Origin of the sequence: Kocuria oceani (genome assembly GCF_029524215.1) — a bacterium.
GTDB classification, from domain to species: Bacteria; Actinomycetota; Actinomycetes; order Actinomycetales; family Micrococcaceae; genus Kocuria; species Kocuria oceani.
Genome location: NZ_JARAMH010000009.1, coordinates 106,022 through 119,944 on the forward strand (window position 1 = coordinate 106,022; position 13,923 = coordinate 119,944).

Here is a 13,923-nt window from a genome sequence, read left to right on the forward strand (position 1 = left end):
GGTCCAGTTGGGTCTGCGAGGCATTTTCCGGAAGAACAGCGGTGACGGCAGGTCGCAGGAGACGGCCCCGGAGGGCCGCCCGGCCGCTCCGCCCGCCGGGCAGACCGGTCCCGGCGACGCCGAGGGGCGAGCGGGCGCACCCGTGAGCCCGGGCCGGGAGCACGAGGCGCCCGGGGCCGGGGAGGCCCGTCCGGTGCCGCCGGAGGGGCCGCTGGCCGTTCTCGTGGAGCGGCTGACCTCCCGCGGTGCCGACCGCGCCGTGCTCACCCTGGTCCAGCGCGGCAACACCATGACGCACCAGACGGAGCAGTCCGTGGGGCACGTGGCCCCGTCCGTGGAGTCGGGCACCGTGGACCAGGACTCGCCGCTCTTCGACCCGGTCGCCGATCTCTACAGCGAGGCCATGTCCTCCCCCCGGGGCGCGTGGCAGAGCGCCCGCATCGAGGTGGGCCCGGAGCAGGACGGGGTCCGTCCCGTCGTGACGACCTACGGGTTCGCCGACGGCGCCGAGGACGTGCAGACCTGGCGGTCGGGCCGTCCGACCCCGGCGCCCCCGGCGAGCGCCGTGGGGACGGACGGCGACGAGCGTCCCGGTGACCGGGCCGCCGCGGACGCCCCGGCGCCCGAGCAGCGCCCCGACGAGCAGCGCCCCGACGAGCGGTGGACCGAGGAGCCCGGGGACCGCTCCGGGACCGGCACCGCGGAGGCCGCGGCGCGGGACGCCGAGGCCTTGGACAGCGATGCGACGGCGGACGCCCCGTCCGCTCCCGGGACCGGCGGCACGCCGGTCATCACCGAGGTCGACGGGCCCACCGGCTCCTCCGCCGGGCGGACCGCGCCGGGGACCGCGCCCGGGAGCGACGACGCCCAGCGCGTCCCCGACCACGTCGACCACGAGGAGTGGCACGAGGACGTCGAGCCGCCGGCCCCCACGGGCGCCGGCGCCGCCGCTGCCGCCGCGGTCGCGGCCGGCACCGCGGCCGGCGAGGACCAGGACTCCTCCGCGCCGGAGACCGCCGTCTCCACCGACGTCTCCCCGTCCTACCGCGCCCCGTCCGGGGCCACGGACCGCCCCTCGCAGGACGCCCTCGCCGAGGGCAACCTCGTGCTCAAGGAGGCCGACGTGCTGCGCCGGCTCGCGGCCGCCCAGCGGCGCCTGTTCGGCCCGGACGGCACCGCCATGGACGTCTCCACCGTCCTGGTGCGCATCCGTGCCCTGGGCACCTACTACGACGCCCTCACGCACGTGCGCAAGAACGGCTTCTGGGACCAGCGCCGCACCTTCGACCTGGTCCCCGAGGACCTGCTGCACGTGCAGGAGTTCAAGGACGAGTCCTACGTGGAGGGCACCGGCGCTCCGCTGGCCATGATGTTCCGCTTCCGCCCGGGCATCCCCCCGGAGGTGTCCTTCGACTACGCGGACGAGGAGGCCTTCGTGCGCTACGAGGAGCGGTTGCCCGCGCAGAACTACCTCGAGGAGCTGCGCATGTACCCGCGGACCGGGGCGAACATCCCGCAGCACATGAACGAGGCCCTGCAGGACTGGAACTACTGAGCCCGTGATGCTGACGTCCGCCGAACGCGGTCCGGCCCGTGTGCCGGACCGCCTGCTCCGCGACCTGCCCAAGGTCTGCCTGCACGACCACCTGGACGGCGCGCTGCGCCCGGCCACGGTGGTCGAGCTGGCAGCCGCCGCCGGGCACCGCCTGCCGGCCGAGGAGCCCGAGGCCCTCGGCCGGTGGATCCGCGCCAGCGCCGACTCCGGCTCGCTGGTGCGCTACCTGCAGACGTTCGAGCACACCGTGGCCGTGATGCAGTCCCCCGAGGCGCTCGTGCGCTGCGCCCGGGAGTACGTCGAGGACCTCGTCGCCGAGGGCGTCGTGCACGCGGAGGTCCGGTGGGCGCCGGAGCAGCACACCGCGGGCGGGCTCTCGATGGCCGAGGCCGTCGAGGCCGTCCGGCTCGGGCTCTCCGAAGGGGTGCTCGCCGCGGAGGACGCCGGGCACATCGTCTCCGTCACCCAGATCCTGTGCGCCATGCGCCACGCCGAGCGGTCCCTCGAGGTCGCCCGCCTGGTGGTCGACAACCGGGACCGCGGCGTCGTGGCCTTCGACCTCGCCGGTCCCGAGGACGGCTTCCCGCCGGTGCGCCACCGGGCGGCCCTCGAGCTGCTCGCCGACGAGCTCATGCCGGTCACCCTGCACGCCGGCGAGGCGGCGGGCATCGGGTCCATCCGGGACGCCCTGGCCACAGGCCGCGCCCTGCGGCTGGGCCACGGGGTGCGCATCGCGGAGGACATCGAGATCGAGGAGGAGGACGGCGTCGCCGTCGTCACGCTCGGCCGCACGGCCGAGTGGGTCCGGGACCGGGGCATCGCGCTCGAGGTCTGCCCCACGTCCAATCTCCAGACCGGCGCGGTGGCCGCCTTCGGCGCCGCCCCCGAGCGGCACCCGGTGGACATGCTGTACCGCACGGGCTTCACGGTGACCATCTCCCCGGACAACCGGCTGATGAGCGGTACGTCGGTGACCGGCGAGCTCGCCTATCTCGTGACCCACTTCGGCTACGGGCTCGAGGACCTGGAGCAGCTGCAGCGCAACGCGGCGGCCGCCGCGTTCCTGCCCCTGGAGGACCGCAGCGCGCTGGAGGGCATCATCACGGAGGGCTTCGAAGGGATGCACGGATGAGCCAGGGACACGGGACGGACGACGTCCCCGCCGGACTGGGCGTGCCCGAGCGCACCGCGCAGCGCTTCGCGGAGCTCGTGGCGGTCATGGACCGGCTGCGCTCGCCGGGCGGGTGCGCCTGGGACGGCCAGCAGACCCACGAGTCCCTCGTGCGCTATCTCGTGGAGGAGGCCTACGAGGTGGTCGAGGCCGTCGAGGCCGAGGGCGGCCCGGCGGCCCACGCCGCCCTGCTGGTCGAGGAGCTCGGCGACGTCCTGCTGCAGGTGGTCTTCCACGCGCGCGTCGCCCAGGAGCGCCCGCGCGCCGAGGGCGGGTTCGACGTCTCCGACGTGCTGGAGGCGATCACCGCCAAGCTGGTGCGCCGCCACCCGCACGTCTTCGACCCCGGGGCGTCCGGGGACGTGGCGGGGGAGCAGACCCTCGACCAGCTGCACTCCCGCTGGGAGGACCTCAAGAAGGCCGAGAAGCCGGAGCGGACCGGGCCCTTCGACGGCATCCCCCCGCACCTGCCCGCCCTGGCCCTCGCGGAGAAGACCCTCGCCCGGGCCCGCAAGCACGATCTCGAGCCCCCGGCCCCCCACGGGCAGGAGGCCTCCGGCCCGCACACCGAGGAGGAACTGGGGGAGGCCCTGTTCGCGCTGGTGCGCACCGCTTCCTCCCGCGGACTGGACGCCGAGCGGGCCCTGCGCGGGGCCGCCCGCTCCTACGCCGCCGTCCGGGACGGCGGCTGAGCCCGTCCCGGGCCGCCGCCGGCAAGGACCGGGCCGCCACGAGTCGCTAGGCTGGATCCGGCAGGGGCGCCAGGTCGTGACGGGGCGTGCCCCGACGGGTGCCCGGCACCGGTCTCCCGCCCGCCCCGCACGTTCCACGCCAGCACCACCGTCAGCACGAACGCCAGCACCAACGTCAGGAGCACCACATGGCCATGATCACCGCAGTGCACGCCCGTCAGATCCTCGACTCCCGCGGCAACCCGACCGTGGAGGTCGAGGTCCTCCTGGAGGACGGCAGCTACGGCCGGGCGGCCGTCCCCTCGGGCGCCTCGACCGGAGCCTTCGAGGCCGTCGAGCGCCGCGACGGCGACAAGAAGGTGTACCTCGGCAAGGGCGTCCTCGACGCCGTGAAGGCCGTGGACGAGGAGATCGCCGAGGCCGTGATCGGTCTCGACGCCACCGACCAGCGCCTGATCGACCGGACCATGCTCGACCTCGACGGCACGGACAACAAGGGCAGCCTCGGCGCCAACGCGATCCTGGGCGTCTCCCTCGCCGTGGCCCGCGCGGCCGCCAACGCCTCCGACCTGGAGCTCTACAAGTACCTGGGCGGGCCCAACGCCCACGTGCTGCCGGTGCCGATGATGAACATCCTCAACGGCGGCTCCCACGCGGACTCCAACGTGGACATCCAGGAGTTCATGATCGCCCCGATCGGCGCGGCGACCTTCTCGGAGGCCCTGCGCACCGGTGTGGAGGTCTACCACTCCCTCAAGGCCGTGCTCAAGGAGCGCGGGCTGGCCACCGGCCTGGGCGACGAGGGCGGCTTCGCCCCGAACCTCGAGTCCAACCGTGCGGCCCTGGACCTCATCTCCGAGGCGATCGGGAAGGCCGGCTACACCCTCGGCACCGACGTGGCGCTCGCCCTCGACGTCGCCTCCTCCGAGTTCTTCGAGAACGGCTCCTACAGCTTCGAGGGCAAGCAGCTGAGCGCCGCGGAGATGACCACCTACTACGAGGAGCTCGTGCGGGACTACCCGATCGTCTCCATCGAGGACCCGCTGGACGAGGACGACTGGGAGGGCTGGCAGACCCTGACCGCCTCCGTGGGCGCCAAGGTGCAGATCGTCGGCGACGACCTCTTCGTCACCAACCCGGAGCGGCTCTCCCGCGGCATCGAGGAGGGCGCCGGCAACGCGCTGCTCGTGAAGGTCAACCAGATCGGCTCCCTCACGGAGACCTTCGACGCCATCTCACTGGCCCAGCGGCACATGTTCCACTGCATGATCTCCCACCGCTCGGGCGAGACCGAGGACACCACGATCGCCGACATCGCGGTGGCCACCAACGCCGGGCAGATCAAGACCGGTGCGCCGGCCCGCTCCGAGCGCGTGGCGAAGTACAACCAGCTGCTGCGCATCGAGGAGGAGCTCGGCGACGCCGCCCGCTACGCGGGCGCCTCGGCGTTCCCGCGCTACACCGCGAAGTGAGCCGACGCGGCGGCCGGCGGGTCCGGCCGCCGCGGGGGCGGGCCGTCCCCGGACGGCTCGCCCCCTGAGCGCTAGACTGGTCCCCGTCCCCGCCCGTTCCCCGTGAGGTCCCCATGCCCGCTCCCCGTCCTCGCACCACCCGCCTGCTCGGCGGCCGGGACGCCGCGCAGGGCACCGCGCCGGGGACCCGCCGACCGGGCGGCGGCTCCAGCGCCGTGGGCTCTCCCACCCCCGCCCGCACCTTCAGCGGCCGTTTCCTGCTCCTGACGCTCGTGGCCGTGCTCATCGTCTTCCTGGCGGCCCCGACCACCAAGATCTGGCTCGAGCAGCGCGCCGAGATCGCGGCTCTCGAGCAGTCCATCGCCGACATGGAGGCCGAGCAGGCGTCCCTGGAGGACCGGGTGGACCAGTGGTCCGACGAGACCTACGTCAAGCAGCAGGCCCGGGACCGGCTCCTCTACGTCATGCCGGGGGAGCGGTCCTACCTCGTGGTGGGCGCCGAGGAGATGGAGGGCGCCGTGGTCGACTCCTCGGCGGCCCAGGTGGAGGCCGAGAAGCCCGCCTGGGTGGATGCGCTCTGGGACTCCGTGGTCGCCTCCGCCTACGAGGACGCCGCCGCAGCACCGGAGACGCTCGGCACCGAGGACACCACCGGCAGCGCGGACACCACGGGCACCGACGAGACCACCGGCACCGACAGCACCGACAGCATCGACAGCACCGGCACCGGAACCACGGACGGCACCGGTGCCGCCGAGGACACCGGCGGGGCCGCGGACGCCGGGACCCCGGTCCCGGCGGACGGCGCCGCCGAGGGGACCCCCGCCCCGACGGGCGGGACCGACGAGCCGCAGGACGCGGCGACGGACAGCCGCGGCACGGCCGCGGAGTGAGGAACGGCGTGAACTTCCAGCACGGACACGAACCCGGCGAGGCGGCGGGCGGACCGCACGCCCCGCGGGGGCTCGGGGTGACGGCCGAGACGGTCGCGCCCACGGCCCTGGACCTGCAGGTCCTGTCCCGCCAGCTCGGGCGCCCGGTCCGCGACGTCGTCGAGATCCCGGCCCGATGCACCTGCGGGAACCCGCTCGTGGCGGCCACCGCGCCCCGGCTGGCCAACGGGACGCCGTTCCCCACCGTGTTCTACCTGGCCCACCCGGTGATCACGGCCGCGGTGTCCCGGCTCGAGGCCGGCGGGCTGATGTACGAGATGTCCGACCGGATCCTGCAGGACGAGGAGCTCGCCGCGGCCCACCGCGCCGCGCACGAGGACTACCTCGCCGAGCGCGCCCGGATCGGGGCCCAGGCGGGCACGGGGCCCGTCCCCGAGATCGAGGGCATCTCCGCCGGGGGCATGCCTGTGCGCGTCAAGTGCCTGCACGTGCTCGCCGGCCACGCCCTGGCGGCCGGCCGCGGCGTCAACGTGCTCGGCGACGAGACCCTGGAGGCCATCGCCGAGTGGTGGACCCCCGGAACCTGTCACTGCGACCCGGCCTGGCGCGACGCCTGAGTCCCCAACCGGTCCGCTCCGGCGGCCCGGCGTTCCCCCGCCCCCACCACCCCCACCACCCCGAGGACGACCCATGCGCGTAGGCGCCATCGACTGCGGCACCAACTCCATCCGCCTGCTCATCGCCGACACCCGGGAGGAGGACGGCCGCACGGTCCTCGACGACCTGGTGCGGGAGATGCGCGTGGTCCGGCTGGGCCAGGGCGTGGACGCCACCGGCTGGCTGGCGGAGGCGGCCCTGGAGCGCACCTTCGCGGCCGCCGACGAGTACGCCCGACTCCTGGCGGAGCACGGCGTGGAGCAGCTGCGGTTCGTCGCCACGAGCGCGACCCGCGACGCCGGCAACCGAGACGTCTTCCTCGCGGGGATCCGCGAGCGACTCGGTGTGAGCCCCGAGGTGATCACCGGGGACGAGGAGGCGGAGCTGTCCTTCCTCGGCGCGGCCGCGGCCGTTCCCGGCACCGACCCGCAGGACCGGGTGCTCGTGGTCGACCTGGGCGGCGGCTCCACCGAGTTCGTGCTCGGCAACTCGCGGGGCGTCCGTGCCGAGCGCAGCGTGGACATCGGCTGCGTCCGGCTCACCGAGCGGCACCTGGGCTCCAACCCGCCCACGCCGGAGCAGCAGGAGGCCGTGCTGCGCGACGTCGACCACGCCGTGGACGTGGTGCTGCAGAGCGTGCCCCTGGCCGAGACCACCCACCTCGTGGGGGTGGCCGGCACGATCACCACTGTCACCGCGCACGCGCTCGGACTGCCCGGCTACGACCCGGAGGCGATCGACGGGACCGAGCTGCAGGCCGACAGGATCGACCGGGCGTGCCGGGAACTCACGGCCATGACCCGCAAGGAACGGGCCGCGCTGCCCTACATGCACGAGGGCCGGGTCGACGTCATCGGCGGCGGAGCCCTCGTGTGGCGCCGGATCGTGGAGCGGGTCGGGGCCGCCACCGGCGGCCGGGTGTGCACGGCGATCGCCAGCGAGCACGATATTTTGGACGGGATCGCCCTGTCCCAGATCGGCTGACCGGCCCCGACCCGGAAGGACCCATGGCCTCCACCCCCGTGCGTCGCCGCGCTCCGCGCCCCCGCGTGCCCGTGCGGTGGACGGCAGCGGCGGCCGTGTGCGCCGTGGCCGGCACCGCCGTGGCGGGGCCGGCCCACGCCCGGCCGCCCGCCCCGGCCCCCAGCATCCCGATCGAGGACCCCGTCACCGCGGCGCCCGGTGAGAGCCCCGCCCCGGACACCTCGCGGATCGCCGAGGACGGCATCCGCTCCCTGCAGTACTGGCTGGACGAGTACGGGGTGCGCGAGGCCTGGAAGGAGTCGACGGGGGAGGGCGCCCGGATCGCGGTCATCGACACGGGGGTGGACGGTACCCACCAGGACCTGGAGGGCGCCGTCGTCGGCGGCACCGACGTCTCGGGCGGGGGCGCCGCCGACGGCCAGAAGGGCCTCGGCACGGAGCCCGAGCACGGGACCCTCGTGGCCTCCGTGGCCGCGGGCCGCGGCCACGTGGCCCCGGGCGGGCGCGACGACGCCGGACCCGGCCGGCCCGCCGGCGTGGTCGGCGTGGCTCCCGACGCCGAGGTGCTCGCCGTGTCCACGTGGCTGGGCGGCGAGACCTCCGAGGTCCGCAGCGTGGACGAGCAGCTCCCGGACGCCGTCCGGTGGGCCGTGGACCAGGGCGCGGACGTCATCAACATGTCCGTGGGCTCCAACACCACCTCCTGGCCCGAGAGCTGGGACGAGGCCTTCCTCTACGCCGAGGAGAAGGACGTCCTGATCGTCGCCTCCGCGGGCAACCGGGGATCCGGGCTCGTCCAGGTGGGCGCCCCGGCCACCATCCCCGGGGTGCTCACGGTGGGCGGCGTGGGCCGCACCGGTGAGGCGAGCTGGGAGTCCTCCTCCCAGGGCATCTCCATCGCCGTCGCCGGCCCCTCCGAGGACATGGTGGGCGCCATCCCCGGGGACCGCTACGCCTCCTGGGCGGGGACCTCCGCGTCCGCGCCCGTGGTCGCGGGCACCGCCGCCCTCATCAAGGCGAAGTGGCCCGAGATGAGCTCCGCCCAGGTCGCCAACCGGATCATCTCCACCGCCCGGGACACCGGGGCCCCGGGCAAGGACCCGCTCTACGGCTACGGGGTGCTCGACGTCGAGGCCGCGCTGACCGAGGACGTCCCCGAGGTCGAGGCGAACCCGCTGGGCAGCATGCGGCAGTGGGTGCAGGTGCACCGGCCGAGCTCCGGGGCGACCCCCGGGGCCACGCCCTCGGAGAGCTCCGCACCGGTCACCGAGGAGGTCGAGGCCGAGGTCGCCCCGCCCGAACCGGTCGCCCCGATCGACGAGACGGGCCTGCTGCCCGTGGTGGTGCTCACAGGATTCGGTCTGCTCGTCCTGGGCCTGACCGCCGGCGCCGCGGTGCACATCCGCCGCATCGTGCGCGAGGACGCGGACGGCGGAGCCTGAGCCGGTGTCCCGCCCGATCCCGGACACGGTGGCGGGGCTTCCGCCGGGGATCCGGGGCCGACAGCTTTCTGAGTAGACTCGGGGGCATGTCTTTCACTCAACTGGCCAAGGATCGTCCGCGCCTTCTGATCGTCGGCGGAGGCTACGTCGGCTTCACCGTGGCGCAGGAACTGCAGAAGCGGATCAAGGACTCCGGCGGGGTCGTGACCGTCGTCGACCCCAACCCGTACATGACCTACCTGCCCTTCCTCCCGGAGGTGGCCGCCGGCAACATCGAGGGGCGCCACGCCGTGGTCCCGCACCGTCAGCACCTGCGCGACTGCGAGCTCATCGGCGGGCGCGTGATCGGCGTCGACCACGCCAACCGCACCGCGACCATCCAGGGCGTCGACGAGGGCGAGACCTTCGAGCTCGCCTACGACGAGATCGTGATCTCCGGCGGGTCCGTCACCCGCGCCTTCCCGATCGAGGGCCTCGCCGAGAACGGCATCGGCCTGAAGTCCATCGAGGAGGCCGTCGGGCTGCGCGACTGGGTCCTCGAGCGCATCGAGTACGCCTCCCTGACCTCCGACGAGGACGAGCGCCGCCGCGCGCTGACCTTCGTCGTCGTCGGCGGCGGGTACGCCGGCACGGAGGGCCTCGCCGAGATCGAGGACATGGCCCGCAGCGCCGTGGAGCGCAACGACCGCCTGCAGCCCTCCGATCTGCGCTTCGTGCTGATCGAGGCCATGGGCCGGATCATGCCGGAGGTCTCCGAGGAGCGGGCCGAGAAGGTCGTGGCCCACCTGCGCAGCCGCGGCATCGAGGTGCTGCTCAACACCTCCCTCGACTCCGCCGTGGACAAGCACCTGAAGCTGATCAACATGCAGGACAAGTCCCCGGCCGGCGAGATCGACACGGACACCCTCGTCTGGACCGCCGGCGTGCAGGCCAACCCCCTGGTGAAGAACACCGACTTCCCGCTGGACCAGCGCGGGCGAGTGCGCGCCGGGGCCGACCTGCGGATCACCGGCGACGACGGGCCCCTCGAGGGTGCCTGGGCCGCCGGAGACGTCGCGGCCGTCCCGGACCTGACCGGCGGCGGCGTCGGCGGGTTCTGCGTGCCGAACGCCCAGCACGCCGTGCGCCAGGCCCGCGTCCTGGCCAAGAACGTCCTGGCCGCCCGCGCGGGCAAGCCGCTCGAGGACTACTACCACGAGAACCTCGGCGCAGTGGCCGGCCTCGGCCTCTACAAGGGCGTGGCCAGCATCAAGAACCTGCCCGGCATCAAGGGCAACGGGGTCGAGTTCTCCGGCTTCCCGGCGTGGATGATGCACCGCCTCTACCACGGCTACGCGATCCCCACCGTGGAGCGCAAGGCCCGGGTGTTCTCCGAGTACGTGCTGAACGCCGTGTTCGGCCGCGACACCGCGCCGATCCGGAACGCGCGCGAGCCCCGGCTGAACTTCCAGGAGGCCACCGGCACCGCCCCGGCCGCCAGCAAGGCCAGCCTCTGACACCACCGTCCGACCCGCTCGACCCCGCTCCGGCACCGGCCGGCGGCGGGGTCGAGCCGTTCCCGGGCCCGGCACGGGCGGGGATGGTCCGCTAAGCGCACACCTCCTTGTGGGCGGGCGCTGCGTTCCCTAGGCTGACGCGACCGCGGAACACCGTCTCGCGGCCACCGCACGCGAAGAAGGGTGCACCCATGGACCACCACGTCTCCGTCCTCGTCCAGGTCGACCGGCAGGGCGCCGCCGTGCGCCTGGTCGTCAGCGGATGCCTGACCGAGCACAACCACCAGGCCGTGCGTCCGCTCGTCCTCCGGGCGCGCACCCTGTTCCCGCCGGCGAACGTCTCGGTCGATCTGACCTGCGCCGACCACGTGGAGGCCTCCGCGGTGGACCTGCTGCGCTGGTCACTCGACGAGGACGCCATGCTCGAGCAGATCGGCCCGGTGGAGCTCGTGCTCCCGGATCCGCTGCCCGAGCACCGCCCCGCACTGCACCGCGGGCACCGCGGCCGGGACGCGGCGTCCGGACTCGCGGCCTGAACAGGCACCTCGCCCACCAGGACGAGCGCGAACCGGGCGGGGCGCGCCCCGGACAGCGCGCCGACCGGTTCAGGCGGCCAACCATCCGGGAGCCCGCAGGTCCATGGGAGCATCCTTCGTCGCATGCATTCCGTCGGCCGTCTGCTGGACCGCTCCTCAGCCTAGGCATCGCGCGGCGGTCGTCACCAGCGGCCTGCCCGCACAACGCCGGGCAGCCGGCCCGCGAGCCGCCGCAGCTCGGCGTCCTGCCCCGGGTCGTGCGCGGTGCCCGTCCCGGACCGGTCACCGGCGACTAGGCTCGGAGCAGAACGGAAGGTCCTCGGGCGCCGCGGTGTCCTGCCGATGCGCCCCGGTGCGCCCGACCCGCCCGGTAGTCCGGACGACGGTGGACGGTGGACGGAGCCGGGCGCGCGACGAGAGAGGACGACGATGCGGACGACGACGGTGGGGATCATGGCCGATCCCGGCCTGCCGGAGAAGGTGGCGCGGCGGGTCGCGGAGGACCTGCCCGGGGTGCTGTCGGAGCGCTCCGGTCCGGACGTCTCCTGGGAGATCGAGGTCAGCCGCGAGACGCTGCCGCTGACCGAGGAGGGCGCCATCCCCCTGCTGGACCGGGCGGAGGAGCTGCGGGAGCGCTACGGCTGGGACGTCGTGATCTACCTGACGGACCTGCCCCGCTCCCACGGTGGGGCCCCGATGGTGTGCGAGCTCAGCGCCGAGGCGGCCGCGGCGCTCGTCTCCCTGCCGACCCTGGGCCTCGACCACTTCTCGCAGAAGGCGCGCCGGCTGCTCGCCGCACTGGTCGACGCCCTGCAGGAGGGCACCGCGCAGTGTCCCTCCGCGACCGAGGTCGTGGAGGCGCTCGGGCACGGCCAGGTCCGCTGCGTGCTGCCGGACGGCGACGGGGACGTGTCCTACATCGTGCTGCCCGGACGGGCGAACCGGCTGCGGCTGCTGGCGGGCATGGTGCTGAGCAACCGCCCCGGACGGCTCCTCCCCGCGCTGGCCAGCTGCGTGGCCGCCGCCGCGGCCACCGGCGCCTTCGGCATCTTCTACGCCTCCATCTGGAACATGTCCGACGCCCTCCACCCGGCGCGGCTGGCCATGATCAGCGTGGTGGTCACCGGAGCGCTCAGCGGATGGCTCATCTTCCACAACAGCCTGTGGAACCGGAGCAGGGACACCGACGAGCCCTGGCGGGCCGGGTCCGACAACGCCTCCACCGTCATCACCGTGTGGCTGAGCGTGGCCATGATGTACGCGGTGCTGTGGTCGCTGCTCTTCGCCGTGTCCCTGGCGGTGATCGAGGCCGACTACCTCCAGAGCCAGCTCGGCCATCCCGTCGGCGTCCTGGACTACGTGCACCTGTCCTGGCTGGCCGCGTCCCTGGGCACCCTCGCCGGAGCCCTGGGCTCGAACTTCGACAGCGACGAGGCCATCCGCGAGGCCACCTACAGCCGGCGGGAGCACCAGCGGCGGCAGCTCGCGGACACCTACGACGACTGAGGCCGGAGCGCGTCCGGGACGCTGCGGGCGGCGCTGATCTCCCGGGCGTCGAGCTCCACGGTGATCTCCTGGCACCGCTCCAGGGTGAGGGGATGGGCCCCGTCCGGGACGGTGAGGTACTCCTGCTCGAGCTGGCGGGAGACCTTGCTGTGGAGCACGTGCAGCTCCGTCTCGGCGAGCTCGGTCAGATCCGCGGGGAACGCCGCCTCCGGCGGCAGGTAGGTGCTGGGCGCCGGGTCACCCGGCACCGCTGGGTCGCCGCTCATGCCGCCCACCGGATTCCCGCGGCGTGCTCGGGGCAGGTTTCCTCCAGGGACCGCCGGGCGGTGGATGCGAGGGATGGGTGGTGCACGGCGGCAGCCTCCTGCGTGTTCGACGACGACGCGGCCGGCTGCTCGACCACCGTCGAAGAATACTCGATCCGGACGGGTGGCGTCGCTCCGTCCGGCGTCGTGACCAGATAGGGTGGTGCGGCGCCCGAGAAGGCGACACCGGCCCCCATAGCCCAATCGGCAGAGGCAGCGGACTTAAAATCCGCTCAGTGTCAGTTCGAGTCTGACTGGGGGCACTGAAGAACCGCGGAAGAAGGCGGAAGTCGTCCGAATCTGTAACCGACGCAGGTGGCCGGTGCGCCGAGTCGTTCTCCATTTCCGGCACGGGTTCTGCCCCGGGAGCGGCGCGCCCCGGATCAGCCCCGCTGTTCGCGCTCTTCCGGCTCCGCCCGGCGCCGAGCCCTCCGGTCCAGCTTCATCCGGCGCACCACCTCCGCCTGCGCCTCGTCGGTGAAGGCGTGGGTCAGCTCGTCGCTGGCCCCGACCAGGGTGGTGATGTTGAAGAGGCTGGCGGTGCGTTCGGCCAGCCGGCCCAGGGCTTCGAGGGAGAAGTGGGTGAGGTTCGCACAGTCCAGCAGCGCCTCCTGCGGCGGGAGGTCCCGTCCGGTGAACGGTGCCAGCAGCGCGGTGACCTGCTCGGGCTCCAGCAGCTTGCCCGGCATGGTGAGCGTGACCGGCTTCAGGGAGTCCGCGTTCCGCTTCAGGTGGGTGAGGGCCTGTTCGCTCATCTCGCCGAACACGTCGATGAGCTGTTCGGCCGTCAGGACGTTGGACAGCGGGTCGCCCACGATCCTGCCGCGGGAGGACTCCAGCTTGGGGAATCCGGAGGGCCACTGGTCGTGGACGCTCGGGGTCTGGGTGCCGGTGGGCCACACGCGGAAGCGCGCGAGGTCACCCTGGTACGTGAAGACGAAAGGGCGCTCGTCCAGCACACCGGTGGCCGTGAGCGGGAGGGCGCCGAAGCGGTGCAGCGACCCGTCCTCGTCGCGGCGAAAACGCAGGCCAGGATGGCGGACTTCCAGGACGGAGACGACTTCCTCGTGGGCTGCGTGCTCGGTGTGGGGTTCGGGGTTCACGGGTCTCTCCTGGGATTCGGCCGGACCAAGGCGGGCCGCCTCATGGTTCATGTCTACGGGCTGACCCTGTGGTGTTGCTGAGCCAGCCCTGTCGGTTGTCCGGCATGCTCC

At 73.7% G+C, this 13,923-nt stretch carries 13 protein-coding genes and 1 tRNA gene; 12 read left to right on the top strand and 2 right to left on the bottom strand.

Annotation, left to right across the window (positions count from 1 at the left end):
- Positions 1–142: 142 nt before the first annotated feature.
- The 11 genes from PU704_RS11755 (at position 143) to PU704_RS11805 (ending at position 12,404) form a co-directional block, all read left to right on the top strand.
- Positions 143–1,555, top strand: coding sequence for a hypothetical protein (locus PU704_RS11755; protein WP_277551487.1), 1,413 nt, complete (start codon positions 143–145; stop codon positions 1,553–1,555).
- 7 nt (positions 1,556–1,562) lie between these two features.
- Positions 1,563–2,687, top strand: coding sequence for an adenosine deaminase (locus PU704_RS11760; RefSeq protein WP_047804032.1), 1,125 nt, complete (start codon positions 1,563–1,565; stop codon positions 2,685–2,687).
- Positions 2,684–3,418, top strand: coding sequence for a nucleoside triphosphate pyrophosphohydrolase (locus PU704_RS11765; RefSeq protein WP_075872822.1), 735 nt, complete (start codon positions 2,684–2,686; stop codon positions 3,416–3,418). Before PU704_RS11760 ends, PU704_RS11765 begins: the two co-directional genes overlap by 4 nt.
- 188 nt (positions 3,419–3,606) lie before the next feature.
- Entirely contained in the window at positions 3,607–4,890 is a 1,284-nt protein-coding gene (eno, locus tag PU704_RS11770; RefSeq protein WP_047804034.1) for a phosphopyruvate hydratase, read from the top strand.
- Positions 4,891–5,003: 113 nt separating this feature from the next.
- Positions 5,004–5,783 (top strand): FtsB family cell division protein, encoded by a 780-nt coding sequence (locus PU704_RS11775; RefSeq protein WP_277551488.1) that lies wholly within the window; start codon positions 5,004–5,006, stop codon positions 5,781–5,783.
- A gap of 8 nt (positions 5,784–5,791) precedes the next feature.
- Positions 5,792–6,400: a DUF501 domain-containing protein gene (locus tag PU704_RS11780; protein ID WP_277551489.1), complete on the top strand. Its 609-nt coding sequence runs from the start codon at positions 5,792–5,794 to the stop codon at positions 6,398–6,400.
- A 73-nt stretch (positions 6,401–6,473) separates the two neighbouring features.
- Entirely contained in the window at positions 6,474–7,424 is a 951-nt protein-coding gene (locus tag PU704_RS11785; protein ID WP_277551490.1) for a Ppx/GppA phosphatase family protein, read from the top strand.
- A 23-nt stretch (positions 7,425–7,447) separates the two neighbouring features.
- The gene (locus PU704_RS11790) at positions 7,448–8,866 is read left to right on the top strand and encodes a S8 family serine peptidase (protein WP_277551491.1); all 1,419 of its coding nucleotides are present in this window, start codon (positions 7,448–7,450) and stop codon (positions 8,864–8,866) included.
- A gap of 86 nt (positions 8,867–8,952) precedes the next feature.
- Complete coding sequence (locus PU704_RS11795; protein ID WP_277551492.1) at positions 8,953–10,362, top strand: NAD(P)/FAD-dependent oxidoreductase; 1,410 nt, start codon at positions 8,953–8,955, stop codon at positions 10,360–10,362.
- Between the two features lie 191 nt (positions 10,363–10,553).
- The gene (locus PU704_RS11800) at positions 10,554–10,898 is read left to right on the top strand and encodes a hypothetical protein (RefSeq protein WP_047804039.1); all 345 of its coding nucleotides are present in this window, start codon (positions 10,554–10,556) and stop codon (positions 10,896–10,898) included.
- A 429-nt stretch (positions 10,899–11,327) separates the two neighbouring features.
- Positions 11,328–12,404: a hypothetical protein gene (locus tag PU704_RS11805; RefSeq protein WP_277551493.1), complete on the top strand. Its 1,077-nt coding sequence runs from the start codon at positions 11,328–11,330 to the stop codon at positions 12,402–12,404.
- Here PU704_RS11805 and PU704_RS11810 read toward each other — a convergent pair.
- Positions 12,392–12,670, bottom strand: coding sequence for a hypothetical protein (locus tag PU704_RS11810; protein ID WP_075872844.1), 279 nt, complete (start codon positions 12,668–12,670; stop codon positions 12,392–12,394). The genes PU704_RS11805 and PU704_RS11810 overlap by 13 nt on opposite strands.
- 228 nt (positions 12,671–12,898) lie before the next feature.
- Between PU704_RS11810 and PU704_RS11815 the strand changes: the two genes are divergently transcribed.
- Positions 12,899–12,972: transfer RNA gene (locus tag PU704_RS11815), tRNA-Leu, on the top strand.
- 120 nt (positions 12,973–13,092) lie between these two features.
- Here PU704_RS11815 and PU704_RS11820 read toward each other — a convergent pair.
- A complete protein-coding gene (locus PU704_RS11820; protein ID WP_277551494.1) occupies positions 13,093–13,812 on the bottom strand; it encodes a hypothetical protein in 720 nt (239 codons plus the stop codon).
- Between the last annotated feature and the right edge of the window lie 111 nt (positions 13,813–13,923).